This window comes from Thalassobacter stenotrophicus, from assembly GCF_001458315.1.
GTDB classification, from domain to species: Bacteria; Pseudomonadota; Alphaproteobacteria; order Rhodobacterales; family Rhodobacteraceae; genus Thalassobacter; species Thalassobacter stenotrophicus.
This window is the reverse complement of sequence record NZ_CYRX01000033.1, coordinates 471,816-485,730: the sequence shown is the minus strand read 5'-3', so window position 1 is coordinate 485,730 and position 13,915 is coordinate 471,816. Positions and strand designations below refer to the sequence as shown.

Here is a 13,915-nt window from a genome sequence, read left to right as displayed (position 1 = left end):
TATTGAGCGCCTTAAAATCGCCACGTGCCCCCCGCACCCTTCCCTTGTCGCAAGAGGTGCGCACATGAGACATCGGCCGGTCCGATGTCACCGCGTGCCCGTGGGATGGAGGGTATTGCCGTGAAGACCAACGAGACCGATCAAAACACCACATCTAACGCGCCCCGGCGCGGGCTGCGTCATGATTTACGGCGATTCAAGCGATCCGAGCGCGGGTCGATGGTGATCTTTGGGCTAATGATCATGATCTTGATGCTGGTTGCGGGCGGCATTGCCGTGGACACGATGCGGTATGAAGCCAACCGGACCAAGCTGCAAAACACGCTAGACCGTGCGGTTTTGGCGGCGGCATCCTTGGACCAAGACCTAGACCCGACGCTGGTTGTGACGGACTATTTCGCGAAGGCCGGATTGCAGGGCTACACCCTGGATGTGGACGTGGAGCAGGACACTGTTGGCTCGTACCGAAAGGTGACCGCAGAAGCGAGTATCGACGTCAACTCATTGTTTTTGCATATGGTTGGGATTGATAGCATCAACGCCCCAGCCACCGGCACCGCCGAGGAGCGAGTGCTGAATGTTGAGATTTCACTGGTGCTGGATATCTCCGGATCAATGGGGAATTGGTCGCCTACAGGTGGCAAGTCCAAGATGCAGCTGATGAAGGACGCAGCGACTGAATTCGTGAATACGGTGCTGGTGGATGAGCAAAAGGACCTCGTGTCGGTTTCGGTCATTCCCTACAATGGCAAGGTGAATGCGGGCACGTTGGTTGCGAACCATTTTAACTTTACCAATGAGCATAACTTTTCGAATTGCATCAACTTTTCGGAGGCCATGTTCTCGACCACCACGATTGATCCGCTGTCGCCTTTGCCCCGCATGGGACACTTCAACAAAGACAGCACGTCTGGGTCTATGACGAACCCGTGGTGTCCTACAAACGAGTACGGCGCGATCATTCCTTGGTCTAACAATAAGACCACAATCAACGCAGCCATCAACGGATTGAACGCCGACGGCTGGACCGCGATTGATGTGGGGATGAAGTGGGCCTCGATCCTGATTGACCCCTCGACCCAAGCCAACCTGTCCGCGATGGCCGTGGCAGCCCCCGCCAGCGTTGACCCCATTTTTGCGGGCCGTCCCGTCGCCTATAACGACCGTGACACGATCAAAGTGGTCATCTTGATGACGGATGGTTCCAACACCAATCAATACGACCTGAAGAATGAATTTAAATCCGGCCTATCCAATGTTTGGATCTATGAACGCTCAGGCCAAGCCCCGCAGTTTTCGTATTACATCCCCGAAAACAACCGCTACCGCGACCCTTGGGACAACACCAATTACTCGACCCCCATCGGGGGCAGTGCTGCGCGCCAAATGAGCTATGTTGAGTTGTGGAGCCGGTACAACGTGCGTTGGGTTGCGGACAACATTTACCCCACGAGCGGTGGTGCAAGCTCACCCTACAATTGGAAAAACCGCATCCGTAACGCCGTGGCCCAGCATGGTGGGCAAACCGTGGGGGACCGCCGGTTGGCTGCAATCTGCTCCGAGACCAAGGCGCAGGCAAACCGCAATCTGGTGATCTTTTCCATCGCGTTTGAAGCCCCACCCAGCGGTGAGGCCGCCCTGCGCGACTGCGCCAGCACGCCCAGCCATTACTACGACGTGAACGGCTTTGAGATTAACGAGGTCTTTGCCGCCATCGCGCAGACCATCGGCCAATTGAGGCTCACGCAGTGATGCGGCTTGGGGCCCATATCGCGCGGTTCATGCGCCGCGATGACCACGGAGGCGCGACGGTCGAGTTTGTGATCGTCTTTCCTGCGTTTATCATGATTTTCATCATGGCGTTTGAGGCGGCGATGCTGTTGGCGCGTCAGGTTATGCTGGACCGGGCTATTGATCTGGTTGTGCGCGACATCCGGCTGGGCACGGGGCTTACCATCACGGAATCCGTGATCCGCCACCGGATTTGCTCCAACACGGTGGTCCTGCCGCATTGCGATGCAACGCTCAGCGTTGAAATGACCGAGGTGTCATCCGCGAATTACGTGATGCCGCGGTTCGACCAACCTTGCGTGGATGTGTCCAACGCGGTGCGGCCGCTGACGTGGTTTGAGCAGACAACGCCCAACATGATGATCGTTCTGCGCACCTGCTATGTGGTTGAGCCGTTTTTCCCCACGTCGCAGTTCGGCCTCGCGCTGACCCGCGACACAAATGGGCTGCTGTACATGACCTCCGCCACTGCCTTTTCGAGCGAACCGATTGCAGGCACCGCCAGCCTACCGGGAGGGACCTGAGCCATGCGCAAATCCATCGTTTCCTTTTGGCGGCGGGAGGATGCCGCGATCTCGACCGAGACTGTGATCATCATGCCGATCCTGTTCGTGACGCTGATCCTGTCGTTCACGTTTTTCGACGCGTTCCGGCGGTATAACCTGTCGCTCAAGGCCGCCTACACGATTGGGGACATCCTATCCCGGCGCCCCATCGTGACAGCGTGGGATTTTGAAGGCCTTGCAAACCTTTACGAGTTTTTGACGTTTGAGAACGGTGAGCCGTGGTTGCGTTATAGCGAGGTGCGGCGCGGGGATGTTGGCTACGAGGTCGAATGGTCTTATGCCACCGACGGCAACGCGGTGCGCGACACCAATTCCATCTCGGCACTGTTGGCGCGTATGCCCGTGATGGCCGTGGGTGAGCGGGTGATCGTGGTCGAAACCTATTCCACCTACACCCCGCCGTTGAACATCGAACTGCCCACGCAAAACTTTGAAAACATCATCGTGACGCGGCCCCGCTTTGCCTCATTCCTTGAGTTCGATCAGAGCGTCGCACTGCCCGCAGCCCCGGTCGGGACCTATTGAGCCGACTTCATCCGGCGCCCACGTAACAGCACGTCGGACTTTGACCGCATGATGTCGCGGATCGGCAGGGGATTGCGCTTGGCTTCGTTAGGGTGTGTCATACAATTTGATGACACCTCTGCGGGGACCTAATGCGCTATTCAGCATGGCAAATTCTCAAGCAAGGGCTGACCGGGAACACCGGTTGGCAGCCGCATTGGCGTTCGCCCGAACCCAAAGCCGAATACGACGTTGTGGTCATTGGTGGCGGCGGGCATGGCCTGTCCACGGCCTATTACCTGGCCAAAGAGTACGGGATCACCAACGTGGCCGTCCTTGAAAAGGGTTACATCGGCGGCGGTAACGTGGGCCGAAACACCACGATTGTGCGCGCGAACTACGGTATTGATGGCAACTCTGAGTTCTATTCCCACTCGCTTAAGCTGTGGGAAGATATGGAGCAGGAGTTGAACTACAACACCATGATGAGCCAGCGTGGCATCATCAACCTGTTCCATTCCGACGGTCAGCGCGACGCCTTTGCCAAGCGCGGTAACATGATGATTTCACAGGGCGATGACGCGATCATGCTGGGCCGCGATGAGATCCGCGAGATGCTGCCCTACATCAGCTACGACAACCCACGTTTTCCGGTCTATGGCGGGCTGTACCACCCCCGCGGCGGCACAGCGCGGCATGATGCGGTCGCATGGGGCTTTGCGCGCGGTGCGGACCAGCGCGGCGTGGACATCATCCAACAATGCGAAGTCACCGGCATCGATATCGAAAACGGCGTTGTGCGCGGGGTGCAAACATCACGCGGGCCGATTCGGGCCAAGAAGGTTGCAATTGTTGTCGCGGGCCGGTCCAGCCAAGTGGCGGCAATGGCAGGCATGCGTTTGCCCATCGAAAGCCACGTATTGCAGGCCTTTGTGACCGAGGGGCTGAAGCCCTGTGTGGACCATGTGATCAGCTTTGGCATGGGGCACTTTTACCTAAGCCAGTCGGACAAGGGCGGCTTGGTGTTTGGGGGTGATATTGATTTCTATGCCTCCTACGCGTCGCGCGGGAACCTGCATATGGCCGAGCATGTGATGGAGGCGGGCATGGCCCTGATGCCGATGATCGGACGCGCCAAGGTGCTGCGGTCGTGGGGGGGGATCATGGACATGACGCCCGACGGCTCCCCCTTTATTGACCGGACCCAGACCGAGGGGCTCTTTATCAACTGCGGTTGGTGTTATGGCGGCTTTAAGGCCGTGCCTGGTTCCGGCAAGTGCTTTGCCCACCTGATGGCCACGGGCGACCACCACCCCGCCGCCAGCAAGCTGCGCCTCGACCGGCTCGCGCGCGGTCATGTCATCGACGAAGAGGCCACCGGGTCTCAGCACAACTTGCACTGATGGCTATGCGTTCGCCCATACAAACCGCCCAGCGCGTGTCGCTTGGCTGCGTCTTTCTCTCTCAAGCCCGCGGGAACGTCCCATGCGCATAACCTGCCCCCTTTGCGGCGACCGTGATCGCCGGGAATTTTACTACATGGGTCATGAGACATATCTCAACCGCCCCGCCGCTGATGCGCCTTTGCCTGAGTGGGACGCGTATTTGCACCTGCGCGACAACCCCGCGGGCGACACCCAAGAGTTGTGGCAGCATGAGGCGGGCTGTGGCGCGTGGGTCGTTGTGACCCGCAACACTGTCACCCATGAGGTCAAGGGATCAGAGCTGGCCGAGACCTATCCTCGGGAGGCCCGCACATGAGACTTGATGGCAAGGGCCGCGTGAACCGCGCCGAAGAGGTGCTGTTCCAGTTTGATGGCAAATATGTCCGTGGGTATGCGGGCGACACTGTGGCCTCCGCCCTTTTGGGCAAGGGTGAGCGGTTGATGGGGCGCAGCTTCAAATACCACCGCCCCCGTGGTCCGCTGACCGCAGGTTCTGAGGAACCAAACGCCCTGATCACCGTGGGCAGCGGCGCAGAGCAGGACCCCAACGTCCGCGCCACGATGCAAGAAATCTACGACGGGCTGGAGGTGTTTTCACAAAACGCGTGGCCCTCGCTCAAGACCGATGTGATGGGGATCAACGATCTGGCGGCGCCCTTCCTTGGGGCGGGTTTCTATTACAAGACGTTCATGTGGCCCAAAGCCTTTTGGGAAAAGCTTTATGAGCCGATCATCCGCCGCGCGGCTGGTTTGGGCGGGCTTTCCGGTGAGGCGCATCCAGACGACGCAGAGCGTGCCTTTGCGACCTGTGATGTGCTGGTCATTGGCGCGGGTCCGGCGGGTTTGATGGCCGCACTTACGGCCGCGAAGTCCGGTGCGTCGGTGATTTTGTGTGATGAACAGACCGAAGCGGGCGGGCGACTGTTGTCGGAAACCGTCGACGTGGACGGCAAACCCGGCCACGTCTGGGCCGCTGAGATGGTGCAAACCTTGCGTGATCTGGGTGTACGGATCATGACGCGGACCACGATTACGGGCGTGTTTGACGGCGGCACTTACGGCGCGCTGGAGCGCGTAAGCCACCACTTACCTAATCCATCTGCTGATCTGCCGCGCGAATGTTTCTGGCGTATCCACGCCCGCGGCGCGGTGCTGGCGGCGGGCGCGCTGGAACGCCCCATCGCCCACCCGATGAATGACCGCCCCGGCGTTATGCTGACCTCTGCGATGGCAAGCTATCTGAACCGCTGGGGCGTCGCCCCCGGCAAGCGGATCGTTCTGTTCACCAACAACGACAGCGCCCATGCAACGGCCAAGGACCTTGCGGACGCGGGCATCGACACCACCGTGATCGACGCGCGCAGCGGTATCGCCCCAAGCGGTGACTACCTTGTGCATGCAGGGGCTAAGGTCATCAACACGCGCGGTCATTTGGGCCTGCGCAGCGTCAAGGTCCGGCAGGGCACCCGCGAATGGGACATCGAAGCCGACGGCCTTGGCCTGTCTGGTGGCTGGAACCCTTCGGTGCACCTGACGTGCCACATGAACGGACGCCCCACGTGGAACCCCGAAATCCACGCCTTTGTGCCCACGCCCGGCTCCGTGCCTGGGCTAGAGGCGGCCGGGGCTGCGATGGGCAACTTCTCAACCCACGGTGCGCTCAAGTCCGGGATATTTCGGGCGCGCAAAGTACTGGAAAGCTTGGATCTCAAGCCTGCCTCCATCCAGACGCCCGTGGCCGATGACACGCCCCTCGGGCTTGCGCCGCTTTGGGCAGTGGATGCGCCGGGACGCGCGTGGCTCGATTTTCAGAACGACGTAACCACCAAGGATGTGCACCAAGCGGCCAAGGAAAACTTCCAGTCGGTTGAGCACATGAAACGGTACACGACCCAAGGCATGGCCACCGATCAGGGTAAGTCGTCCAACGTTGGCGCGCTTGCAGTTTTAGCAGAGGCCACGGGTCGGGACATTCCCGGCACTGGCACGACGACCTTCCGCCCGCCCTATGTGCCCACCGCAATCGGGACGATGGGGGCTGGCGCCAAGGGCAAGGGCTTTGCACCTGAGCGGTTCACCACATCCTATGCCAATGCCCTGCAAATGGGCGCGCCGATGATTGAGGCGGGCCTGTGGTATCGCCCCAGCTATTTCCCCCGCACGGGCGAAAAGACGTGGCGTGATGCCTGCGACCGAGAGGTCAACATGGTCCGCGACGCCGTGGGCGTGGCCGATGTCAGCACGCTAGGCAAGATCGACATTCAGGGGCCAGACGCCGCCAAACTGTTGGATTTTGTCTATATCAACACGTTCTCAACGCTCAAACCCGGGCGCGTGCGCTATGGGGTGATGCTGCGCGAAGACGGCTTTGTCATGGATGACGGCACCACCGCCTGCATCGCGCCGGATCACTATGTCATGACGACCACGACGGCCGCGGCTGGCAACGTCATGAAACACCTAGAGTTCGTGACCCAAGCCTTGCACCCCGAATGGGACGTATCGATCATCTCGACCACCGAAGCGTGGGCGCAATTCTCGGTCGCGGGGCCGAAAGCGCGTGAACTGATCAATTCGCTGACGGATACGCAGGTCGATAACGACAGCTTCCCCTTTATGGCCTGTGGCGCGATTGACGTGCTGGGCGTGGCGGGGCGTTTGTTCCGGATCTCGTTCTCGGGCGAGCATGCCTATGAGGTTGCGGTGCCTGCACGGTATGGGGCCGCCCTCTGGCGGGACCTTGTGGCGCGGTCCGAATTGCTGGGCGGCGGAGCCTATGGGATGGAGGCTTTGAACGTGCTGCGCATCGAGAAGGGCTTTGTCACTCACGCCGAGATTATGGGCCGGGTCACCGCGCGCGACATCGGCATGGGGCGGATGATCTCAGCCAAGAAAGATTGCATCGGTAAGGCTGCGGCCAGCCGCCCCGTCCTGATGGCCTCTCGCGAGGAATTGGTGGGCCTGCGTCCCGTGGACCCGAACACCAAGATCGACGCGGGCGGGCACCTGTACAATATTGGCGACCGCGTGCACCGCGAGACCGACCAAGGCTACGCCACATCTGCCTGTTATTCGCCAACGCTCAACACCTACATGGCGCTTGCTTTTGTGCGGGATGGCACCGCGCGACTGGGTGAGCGTATTCGGTTTGTGGACCGGTTGCGCGGCGTCGACGCGGAGGTTGAGATTTGCCACCCCGTATTCTTGGACCCAGAAGGAGGGCGCGCCCGTGGGTAATCTGATTGCTACCTCCGCCGCATCTGGTCTGTGCCCGGTCAATATTGGTAACCTCACACTTACGGAGCGGACGCCGACGCTAACCTCTGTTTCACCGTTCAAGGGCAAAAAGACCGCCGTGCGCAAGGCGCTCGGTCACTGGCCCGCCCCGAATGAAGCCAAAGGAAACGTCCTTTGGGCGGGTCGCAACATGGCGTTTGTCGTTGGAGAGTGTGCTGATCTGGCGGGGCTTGCGGCCACGACGGACCAGTCAGACGCATGGGCGGCGCTCACGCTTGAGGGCGACGCGCTTGAGGCTGTGATGGCGCGACTGACGCCGCTTGATATGGCTGCGATGGGGCCGGGTGCCACGGCGCGCGGGCTATTGGGGCATATGTCGGCGCTGTATCACCGGACGAAAACCGGGATGGATATTTATGTGTTTCGGTCCATGACCCAGACGGCGGTGCATGAAATCACGCATGCCATGACAAGTGTCGCCGCACGGGCTGCGCTAAGCGCCTAGGTTGCGGGCGTGGGCAGTGGCGTGGGCACCCCTGCGTGCGGATCGACGTCGCGTGCATCCATTGCCACTTCGATCAGTTTAACTTGATCACGGGCCAGCGGCAGGTTGCTGTAGCTGGCGTCAGCGGCGCGGGTATTCCACGTGCGGTGTTGGTTGCGTAATTGGTTCTCGGTCAGAGCATCCAATAACCGTGCAACCCGGCGATCACGGCGGCTATTGGACAGCACTTCCATCTCTAGCGCTTGTGCAACCTCGGTCGGTGATCGCCCGAAATTGCGCGTTTCGTAGAAGCGATGTTCCCGGGTGAATTCCTCGTTCAGCATCGCCGTGTTGGAATCAAGACCCGAGCCCACAACCGCCGTTGCCGCGAGCGCGATGGCCACCAGCCCTCCAGTCAGGAGGGTCCATTCGACGGTTATTGCGCCGGACGTGTCGCGCCAAAAATGGGTCAGTTGGGCTTTGATGACAGACATGGGACGCATCCTTATCGTTTTGGCCCCTCGGGGGCATTGATCCTTTGTCGCGCGGGGCCATGGCCTTGGCGCGCCGGAATAGGGGCAATTTTATGAAAAATGCGGACACTTCGTTGGCGCAAATATGCCGATAGCTGCCTTCGGGCACACTCGCCCCCATGCGCCATGCAAATACTTAGCACCGGGGCCGCCCAATGGGTCGCGGGTCATCTGGACACGGAGCCAAGCGCATGGGACCATAGGGGCATGAGTCTCCCGCCCGGTTTTCTTGATGAGTTACGCACGCGACTATCCCTTGCGGATGTCGTGGGTCGAAAGGTGATGTGGGACACCCGCAAGTCGAACCAAGGCAAGGGCGATTGGTGGGCCCCCTGCCCGTTCCACCAAGAAAAATCTGCCTCGTTCCACGTGGACGACCAAAAGGGCTACTACTATTGCTTTGGCTGCCAAGCGAAGGGCGACATGATCAGCTTTGTGCGTGAAAGCGAGAATGTCAGCTTTATGGAGGCGGTCGAGATTTTGGCTGGTGAAGCCGGGCTGCCCATGCCCGCCCGCGATCCAAAGGCGCAGGAAAAATCCGACCGCGCCACCCAGCTGGCTGAGGTTATGGACCTTGCGGCGCGGTGGTTCCGGCTCCAGCTGAACACCGGCGTGGCCGCAGACGCGCGCGCCTATCTCAGCCGTCGGGGGCTGGATGCCGCGACGATTGAACGTTTCGAGATCGGCTTTGCCCCCAATGGGCGCGACGGTTTGCAAACTGCCCTCAAAGGCAAGGGCGTCCCGCAGGAACTGATCGAAGCCGCCGGGCTGGCCAAAACCCCCGACGATGGCCGCAGCCCCTATGACACGTTCCGCGACCGCATTCAGTTTCCCATCCGTGATCCGCGCGGGCGGTGTGTGGCGTTTGGGGGCCGGGCGATGGCGGCGGATGCGCGGGCCAAATACCTCAACTCGCCCGAGACGGAATTATTCAAGAAATCCTACACGCTCTATAACCACGGGCCTGCGCGCACCGCCGCAGGCAAGGGCCAGCCGCTGGTCGTAGCCGAAGGGTACATGGACGTCATCGCCCTAAGCCAAGCAGGGTTTGAGGCTACAGTCGCGGCCCTTGGCACCGCCGTCACGCAGGAACATCTGCGGATGTTGTGGCGGTTTGAGGATGAGCCTGTTTTTGCCATGGATGGCGACAAGGCCGGTGTGCGCGCGGCCTATAAGGTGATCGACTTGGCCCTCCCGATCCTTGAGGCGGGCAAATCCGTGCGCTTTGCCCTGATGCCCGAGGGGCGGGACCCGGACGACGTTTTGCGCGCCGAAGGGCCAGAGGCGATGAAGACCCTACTGGGCGGCGCGCTGCCGATGGTGCAATTGCTCTGGCGGCGCGAAACCCAAGGTAAAAACATCGACAGCCCCGAGCGGCGCGCGAAGCTGGACAAAGACCTGCGGACCGTTCTGCGCAGTATCCAAGACCCCTCGATCCGGGCGCATTACGGCGATGAAATCGCGCGCCTACGTGAAGAGTTATTCGGCCCCCGCCCCTCCAGAGGGGGGCAGCGCAATGAGGGCGGCAGCTTTGGCGGCGGTCAGCGCCGTGGAGGCCAGGGCGGCGGTGGTGGGCGCGGAAATTTCGCGCGGTGGCAGGAACCGCAGGCGCCCGTCGCCTCGACCAAAAGTTCCGCGCTGGCTCAAAGCTCGACCCACGAAACCTCGGAAATCTTGCTAGAGGGCGTGGTGCTGACCGCGCTGGCCGCGCACCCTGCCCTGATTGACAGCCACGCAGAGGCTTTGGAGCAAATGAAATGGGTCGGTCCCGGCCACGAAGTGCTGGCCAACGCGCTGTTGTGGTGGACAAAAGAGGCCACCGACAACCCCGACGCTTATTTCATGGCCACAGGCACTGCGCAAACCCTTGAAACTTTGCGTGCTTCACGCCACATCCAACTGAGCCCCGCTTTGCGCCAAAAGGCACAGCCAAGCGACGCGGCCCCGTGCATCATGGACGCTTTGACAAAGCTAGAGGCGCGCCGGGGTCACCGTCAGGAGTTGAGCGAGGCACTTGAGGACCTTCGGGCCAAAGCAGAGCCTAGCCCTGCGGACGAAGCCCTTACTTGGCGCTTGAATGAGGCCAATCAGACGCGCGCTCTTGCTGATCGTGCTGTTCTGCCTAATACCGGGGTTGACGCGGAGGACAGTGCGTCAATGTCAAATTACCTCCAAAATCTTCTCGATACGAAGGTTTGGGAAAAGAAAAAACGCTAGCAGCGGGTGCGCTTCCCTACGATTCGCGGTAATGATTCGAACAACCTTACCGTGCGAATCGATTCCGCCACGCCCGCCCCCGCAAGCTCCAGGAGCGCTCCATGGCCGCTAAAGACACCAACGAAGATCAAAAAACTGACCAGCAGGACGGCGATATCGCAATTGATATGAGCCAAGCTGCGGTCAAAAAGATGATCGCCGAAGCCCGAACCAAGGGCTACGTGACCTATGACCAGCTCAACGCGGTGCTCCCGCCTGAGCAGGTGTCCTCCGAGCAAATCGAAGACGTGATGTCGATGCTGTCCGAAATGGGCATCAACATTATCGAAGCGGAAGAGGCCGAGGACGGCGAAGACGAAGGTAAGTCCGGCTCTACCGCTGTGGTCGAAGTTGCGGGCAACCGCGACCTAGCCGTTGGCGCCACGGGCGGCGAAAAGCTGGACCGCACCGATGACCCTGTCCGCATGTACTTGCGTGAAATGGGATCGGTTGAATTGCTGTCCCGTGAGGGCGAGATCGCGATTGCCAAGCGCATCGAGGCCGGCCGCAACACCATGATCCTTGGGCTGTGCGAAAGCCCCCTGACATTCCAAGCGATCACGATCTGGCACGAAGAACTTCTGAACGAAGATATTCTGCTGCGCGATGTGATCGACCTTGAGACCACCTTTGGCAACGCCATGGGTGACGAGGATGACGTAGAGCCCGTGGTCGCGAACGCTCCCGCCAATTCCTCTGAGGCGCCCAAGCCCCAAGAAGAAGCGGCCCAAGAGTTGGACGCCGACGGCAACCCGATCCGCCGCGATGACGACGAAGATGAGGACGATCAAGCCAACATGTCGTTGGCCGCGATGGAAGCCGCTCTGAAGCCCCAAGTTCTGGCAGCGCTTGAGCGGATTTCCGACGACTTTGCCAAGTTGTCCGAAATGCAGGACCTGCGGATTTCCGCAACCCTGAACAAAGACGACACATTCTCGAAGGACGATGAGGCTGAGTACCAGCACTTGCGCTCTGAAATCGTTGAGCTGGTGAACGAATTGCACCTGCACAACAATCGTATCGAAGCTCTGATTGACCAGTTGTACGGCATCAACCGCCGGATCATGTCCATCGACAGCGGCATGGTAAAGCTGGCGGACCAAGCCCGCATCAACCGTCGTGAATTCATCGAAGAATACCGTGGCCATGAGCTTGATCCCGGTTGGGTTGACCGCATGTCCGAAAAATCCGGGCGCGGCTGGCAGATGTTGCTGGAACGCTCCCGCGATAAGGTCGAACAGTTGCGTGCTGACATGGCGCAGGTCGGCCAATACGTCGGCGTCGACATCAACGAATTCCGCCGCATCGTGCAGCAGGTCCAAAAGGGTGAAAAAGAAGCCCGGCAGGCCAAGAAGGAAATGGTTGAGGCGAACCTGCGTCTCGTGATTTCCATCGCCAAGAAATACACCAACCGCGGGCTTCAGTTCCTTGACCTCATCCAAGAGGGCAACATCGGTCTGATGAAGGCCGTGGATAAGTTTGAATACCGTCGCGGCTACAAATTCTCGACCTATGCGACATGGTGGATCCGTCAGGCGATCACCCGCTCGATCGCGGATCAGGCGCGCACGATCCGTATTCCAGTCCACATGATCGAAACGATCAACAAGCTGGTCCGCACAGGCCGTCAAATGCTGCATGAGATTGGCCGCGAACCCACGCCAGAAGAATTGGCAGAAAAGCTGCAAATGCCTTTGGAAAAGGTCCGCAAGGTGATGAAAATCGCCAAGGAGCCGATTTCCCTTGAAACGCCGATTGGTGACGAAGAAGACAGCCAGCTGGGCGACTTCATCGAGGACAAGAATGCGGTTCTGCCCCTGGACAGCGCCATTCAGGAAAACCTGAAAGAGACGACCACTCGTGTGCTCGCCTCGCTCACCCCGCGCGAAGAACGCGTGCTGCGCATGCGCTTTGGGATCGGGATGAACACCGACCACACGCTGGAAGAAGTCGGCCAACAGTTCAGCGTGACCCGCGAACGTATCCGTCAGATTGAGGCCAAAGCGCTGCGCAAGCTTAAGCACCCATCGCGGAGCCGTAAGCTGCGGAGTTTCTTGGATCAGTAAAACGCCAGACCCAAGGTCGCCTCGATGGATATTGTCTATATTCTCACCAACGAGGCGATGCCCGGCCTCGTAAAAGTCGGTAAAACGACATCGGATTTATTGGGTCGGATTAGGGCGTTGGACACCACGGGCATCCCACTTCCGTTTGAATGCTTTTTTGCAGCAGAGGTTGCAGACTGTCATCTTGCAGAAAAGCTGATCCACGATGCGTTTGACGACCACCGCGTTCGAAAGAGCCGCGAGTTCTTTGAAATTGCGCCTGAGCGGATTGCCTCTGCACTTAAACTTGCGGCCGTCCGAGAGATAACTCCAACCGGCCCCGTTATTGTTGAACCTGACGATGCTGCCGCGCTTAAGAAGGCAAAAGAACGCCGCAACCGCTTTAGTTTTCGCACCGCCGAGGTGCCGCTCGGCGCGGTCCTTGCGCACAAAAAAGACGAGGCTGAAGTGTGTACGGTGAAGGACAATCATACCGTCATTTATAACGGTGAGGAAATGAGCCTCTCCCAGTCAGCGCTGCGGGTTTTTCATAAGCTGGGGTATAATTGGAGTGCGGTTTCTGGACCAAGCTCTTGGATATATGAAGGCGAGCTTTTGGATGAGCGCTGCCGTCGCATTGAAGACGCTGACTAGTCGTACTGGAAACTTAGCCCATGTCCTTGCTCTCTAAACTTTTTGGAAAATCCGAGCAAAAGCCTGCGGAGCCCGTGATGTATGAGGGGTTTGCAATCACACCCCAGCCGATGAAGGAAGGGCATGTGTATCGCTTGTCTGCAATCATAGAGAAAGACGGCCAAAGCCATCACCTGATCCGCGCCGATACGTTGCCCTCGGTAGAAGCCGCGCATGAGGCTGCGATCGAAAAGGCCAAGCAGGTGATTGACCAACAAGGCGCGCGAATGTTCTGATCCCGCACGCGCTGTGGTTGCCTTTCTCTCGAACGATAGCAAAAATGCCTAAAAATGGATGTAAGACACCATTTTTGAACCGAGTTGCAGCTTGACCCAATTGGGTTCTCACGGTTGTTTCCCAA

Annotated in this window: 12 protein-coding genes; 11 read left to right on the top strand and 1 reads right to left on the bottom strand. The window is 59.5% G+C overall.

All coding sequences use genetic code 11. The annotated features are described in order from the left end of the window. Positions 1–120: 120 nt before the first annotated feature. The 7 genes from THS5294_RS16870 to THS5294_RS16840 all read left to right on the top strand — a co-directional run bounded on the left by THS5294_RS16870 (position 121) and on the right by THS5294_RS16840 (position 8,048). Positions 121–1,752, top strand: coding sequence for a TadE/TadG family type IV pilus assembly protein (locus tag THS5294_RS16870; protein ID WP_158508608.1), 1,632 nt, complete (start codon positions 121–123; stop codon positions 1,750–1,752). Continuing rightward, on the top strand, positions 1,752–2,315 hold the full coding sequence (locus tag THS5294_RS16865) for a TadE/TadG family type IV pilus assembly protein (RefSeq protein WP_058124636.1): 564 nt from the start codon (positions 1,752–1,754) through the stop codon (positions 2,313–2,315). Before THS5294_RS16870 ends, THS5294_RS16865 begins: the two co-directional genes overlap by 1 nt. A 3-nt stretch (positions 2,316–2,318) precedes the next feature. Then, positions 2,319–2,882 (top strand): TadE/TadG family type IV pilus assembly protein, encoded by a 564-nt coding sequence (locus tag THS5294_RS16860; RefSeq protein ID WP_038004747.1) that lies wholly within the window; start codon positions 2,319–2,321, stop codon positions 2,880–2,882. Between the two features lie 131 nt (positions 2,883–3,013). Further along, positions 3,014–4,264, top strand: coding sequence for a sarcosine oxidase subunit beta family protein (locus THS5294_RS16855; protein WP_058124635.1), 1,251 nt, complete (start codon positions 3,014–3,016; stop codon positions 4,262–4,264). An 82-nt stretch (positions 4,265–4,346) separates the two neighbouring features. Beyond that, entirely contained in the window at positions 4,347–4,622 is a 276-nt protein-coding gene (locus tag THS5294_RS16850) for a sarcosine oxidase subunit delta (protein ID WP_038004743.1), read from the top strand. Beyond that, positions 4,619–7,543: a sarcosine oxidase subunit alpha family protein gene (locus THS5294_RS16845; RefSeq protein WP_058124634.1), complete on the top strand. Its 2,925-nt coding sequence runs from the start codon at positions 4,619–4,621 to the stop codon at positions 7,541–7,543. Before THS5294_RS16850 ends, THS5294_RS16845 begins: the two co-directional genes overlap by 4 nt. Continuing rightward, positions 7,536–8,048 carry a sarcosine oxidase subunit gamma gene (locus THS5294_RS16840; RefSeq protein ID WP_058124633.1) on the top strand — a complete coding sequence of 171 codons (513 nt, stop codon included), beginning with the start codon at positions 7,536–7,538 and terminating at the stop codon, positions 8,046–8,048. Before THS5294_RS16845 ends, THS5294_RS16840 begins: the two co-directional genes overlap by 8 nt. Here the strand turns inward: THS5294_RS16840 and THS5294_RS16835 are convergent. Next, positions 8,045–8,521: a Flp family type IVb pilin gene (locus tag THS5294_RS16835; RefSeq protein ID WP_058124632.1), complete on the bottom strand. Its 477-nt coding sequence runs from the start codon at positions 8,519–8,521 to the stop codon at positions 8,045–8,047. The genes THS5294_RS16840 and THS5294_RS16835 overlap by 4 nt on opposite strands. 246 nt (positions 8,522–8,767) lie before the next feature. On the opposite strand from THS5294_RS16835, the gene dnaG reads away from it, so the two are divergent. The 4 genes from dnaG to THS5294_RS16815 all read left to right on the top strand — a co-directional run bounded on the left by dnaG (position 8,768) and on the right by THS5294_RS16815 (position 13,790). Then, positions 8,768–10,777 carry a DNA primase gene (gene dnaG, locus THS5294_RS16830; RefSeq protein ID WP_058124631.1) on the top strand — a complete coding sequence of 670 codons (2,010 nt, stop codon included), beginning with the start codon at positions 8,768–8,770 and terminating at the stop codon, positions 10,775–10,777. 101 nt (positions 10,778–10,878) lie between these two features. Next, positions 10,879–12,882, top strand: coding sequence for an RNA polymerase sigma factor RpoD (rpoD, locus tag THS5294_RS16825; RefSeq protein ID WP_058124630.1), 2,004 nt, complete (start codon positions 10,879–10,881; stop codon positions 12,880–12,882). A gap of 24 nt (positions 12,883–12,906) precedes the next feature. After that, complete coding sequence (locus THS5294_RS16820; protein ID WP_058124629.1) at positions 12,907–13,515, top strand: GIY-YIG nuclease family protein; 609 nt, start codon at positions 12,907–12,909, stop codon at positions 13,513–13,515. Positions 13,516–13,535: 20 nt separating this feature from the next. Then, positions 13,536–13,790, top strand: coding sequence for an HlyU family transcriptional regulator (locus THS5294_RS16815; RefSeq protein WP_058124628.1), 255 nt, complete (start codon positions 13,536–13,538; stop codon positions 13,788–13,790). The last annotated feature ends 125 nt before the right edge of the window (positions 13,791–13,915 follow it).

Bases quoted from the DNA above. Each gene is read 5' to 3' on its own strand.
- THS5294_RS16865 (WP_058124636.1), top strand. From the start codon at position 1,752: ATGCGGCTTGGGGCCCATATCGCGCGGTTCATGCGCCGCGATGACCAC.
- THS5294_RS16860 (WP_038004747.1), top strand. From the start codon at position 2,319: ATGCGCAAATCCATCGTTTCCTTTTGGCGGCGGGAGGATGCCGCGATC.
- THS5294_RS16855 (WP_058124635.1), top strand. From the start codon at position 3,014: ATGCGCTATTCAGCATGGCAAATTCTCAAGCAAGGGCTGACCGGGAAC.
- THS5294_RS16850 (WP_038004743.1), top strand. From the start codon at position 4,347: ATGCGCATAACCTGCCCCCTTTGCGGCGACCGTGATCGCCGGGAATTT.
- THS5294_RS16845 (WP_058124634.1), top strand. From the start codon at position 4,619: ATGAGACTTGATGGCAAGGGCCGCGTGAACCGCGCCGAAGAGGTGCTG.
- THS5294_RS16835 (WP_058124632.1), bottom strand. From the start codon at position 8,521: ATGTCTGTCATCAAAGCCCAACTGACCCATTTTTGGCGCGACACGTCC.
- dnaG (WP_058124631.1), top strand. From the start codon at position 8,768: ATGAGTCTCCCGCCCGGTTTTCTTGATGAGTTACGCACGCGACTATCC.
- rpoD (WP_058124630.1), top strand. From the start codon at position 10,879: ATGGCCGCTAAAGACACCAACGAAGATCAAAAAACTGACCAGCAGGAC.
- THS5294_RS16820 (WP_058124629.1), top strand. From the start codon at position 12,907: ATGGATATTGTCTATATTCTCACCAACGAGGCGATGCCCGGCCTCGTA.
- THS5294_RS16815 (WP_058124628.1), top strand. From the start codon at position 13,536: ATGTCCTTGCTCTCTAAACTTTTTGGAAAATCCGAGCAAAAGCCTGCG.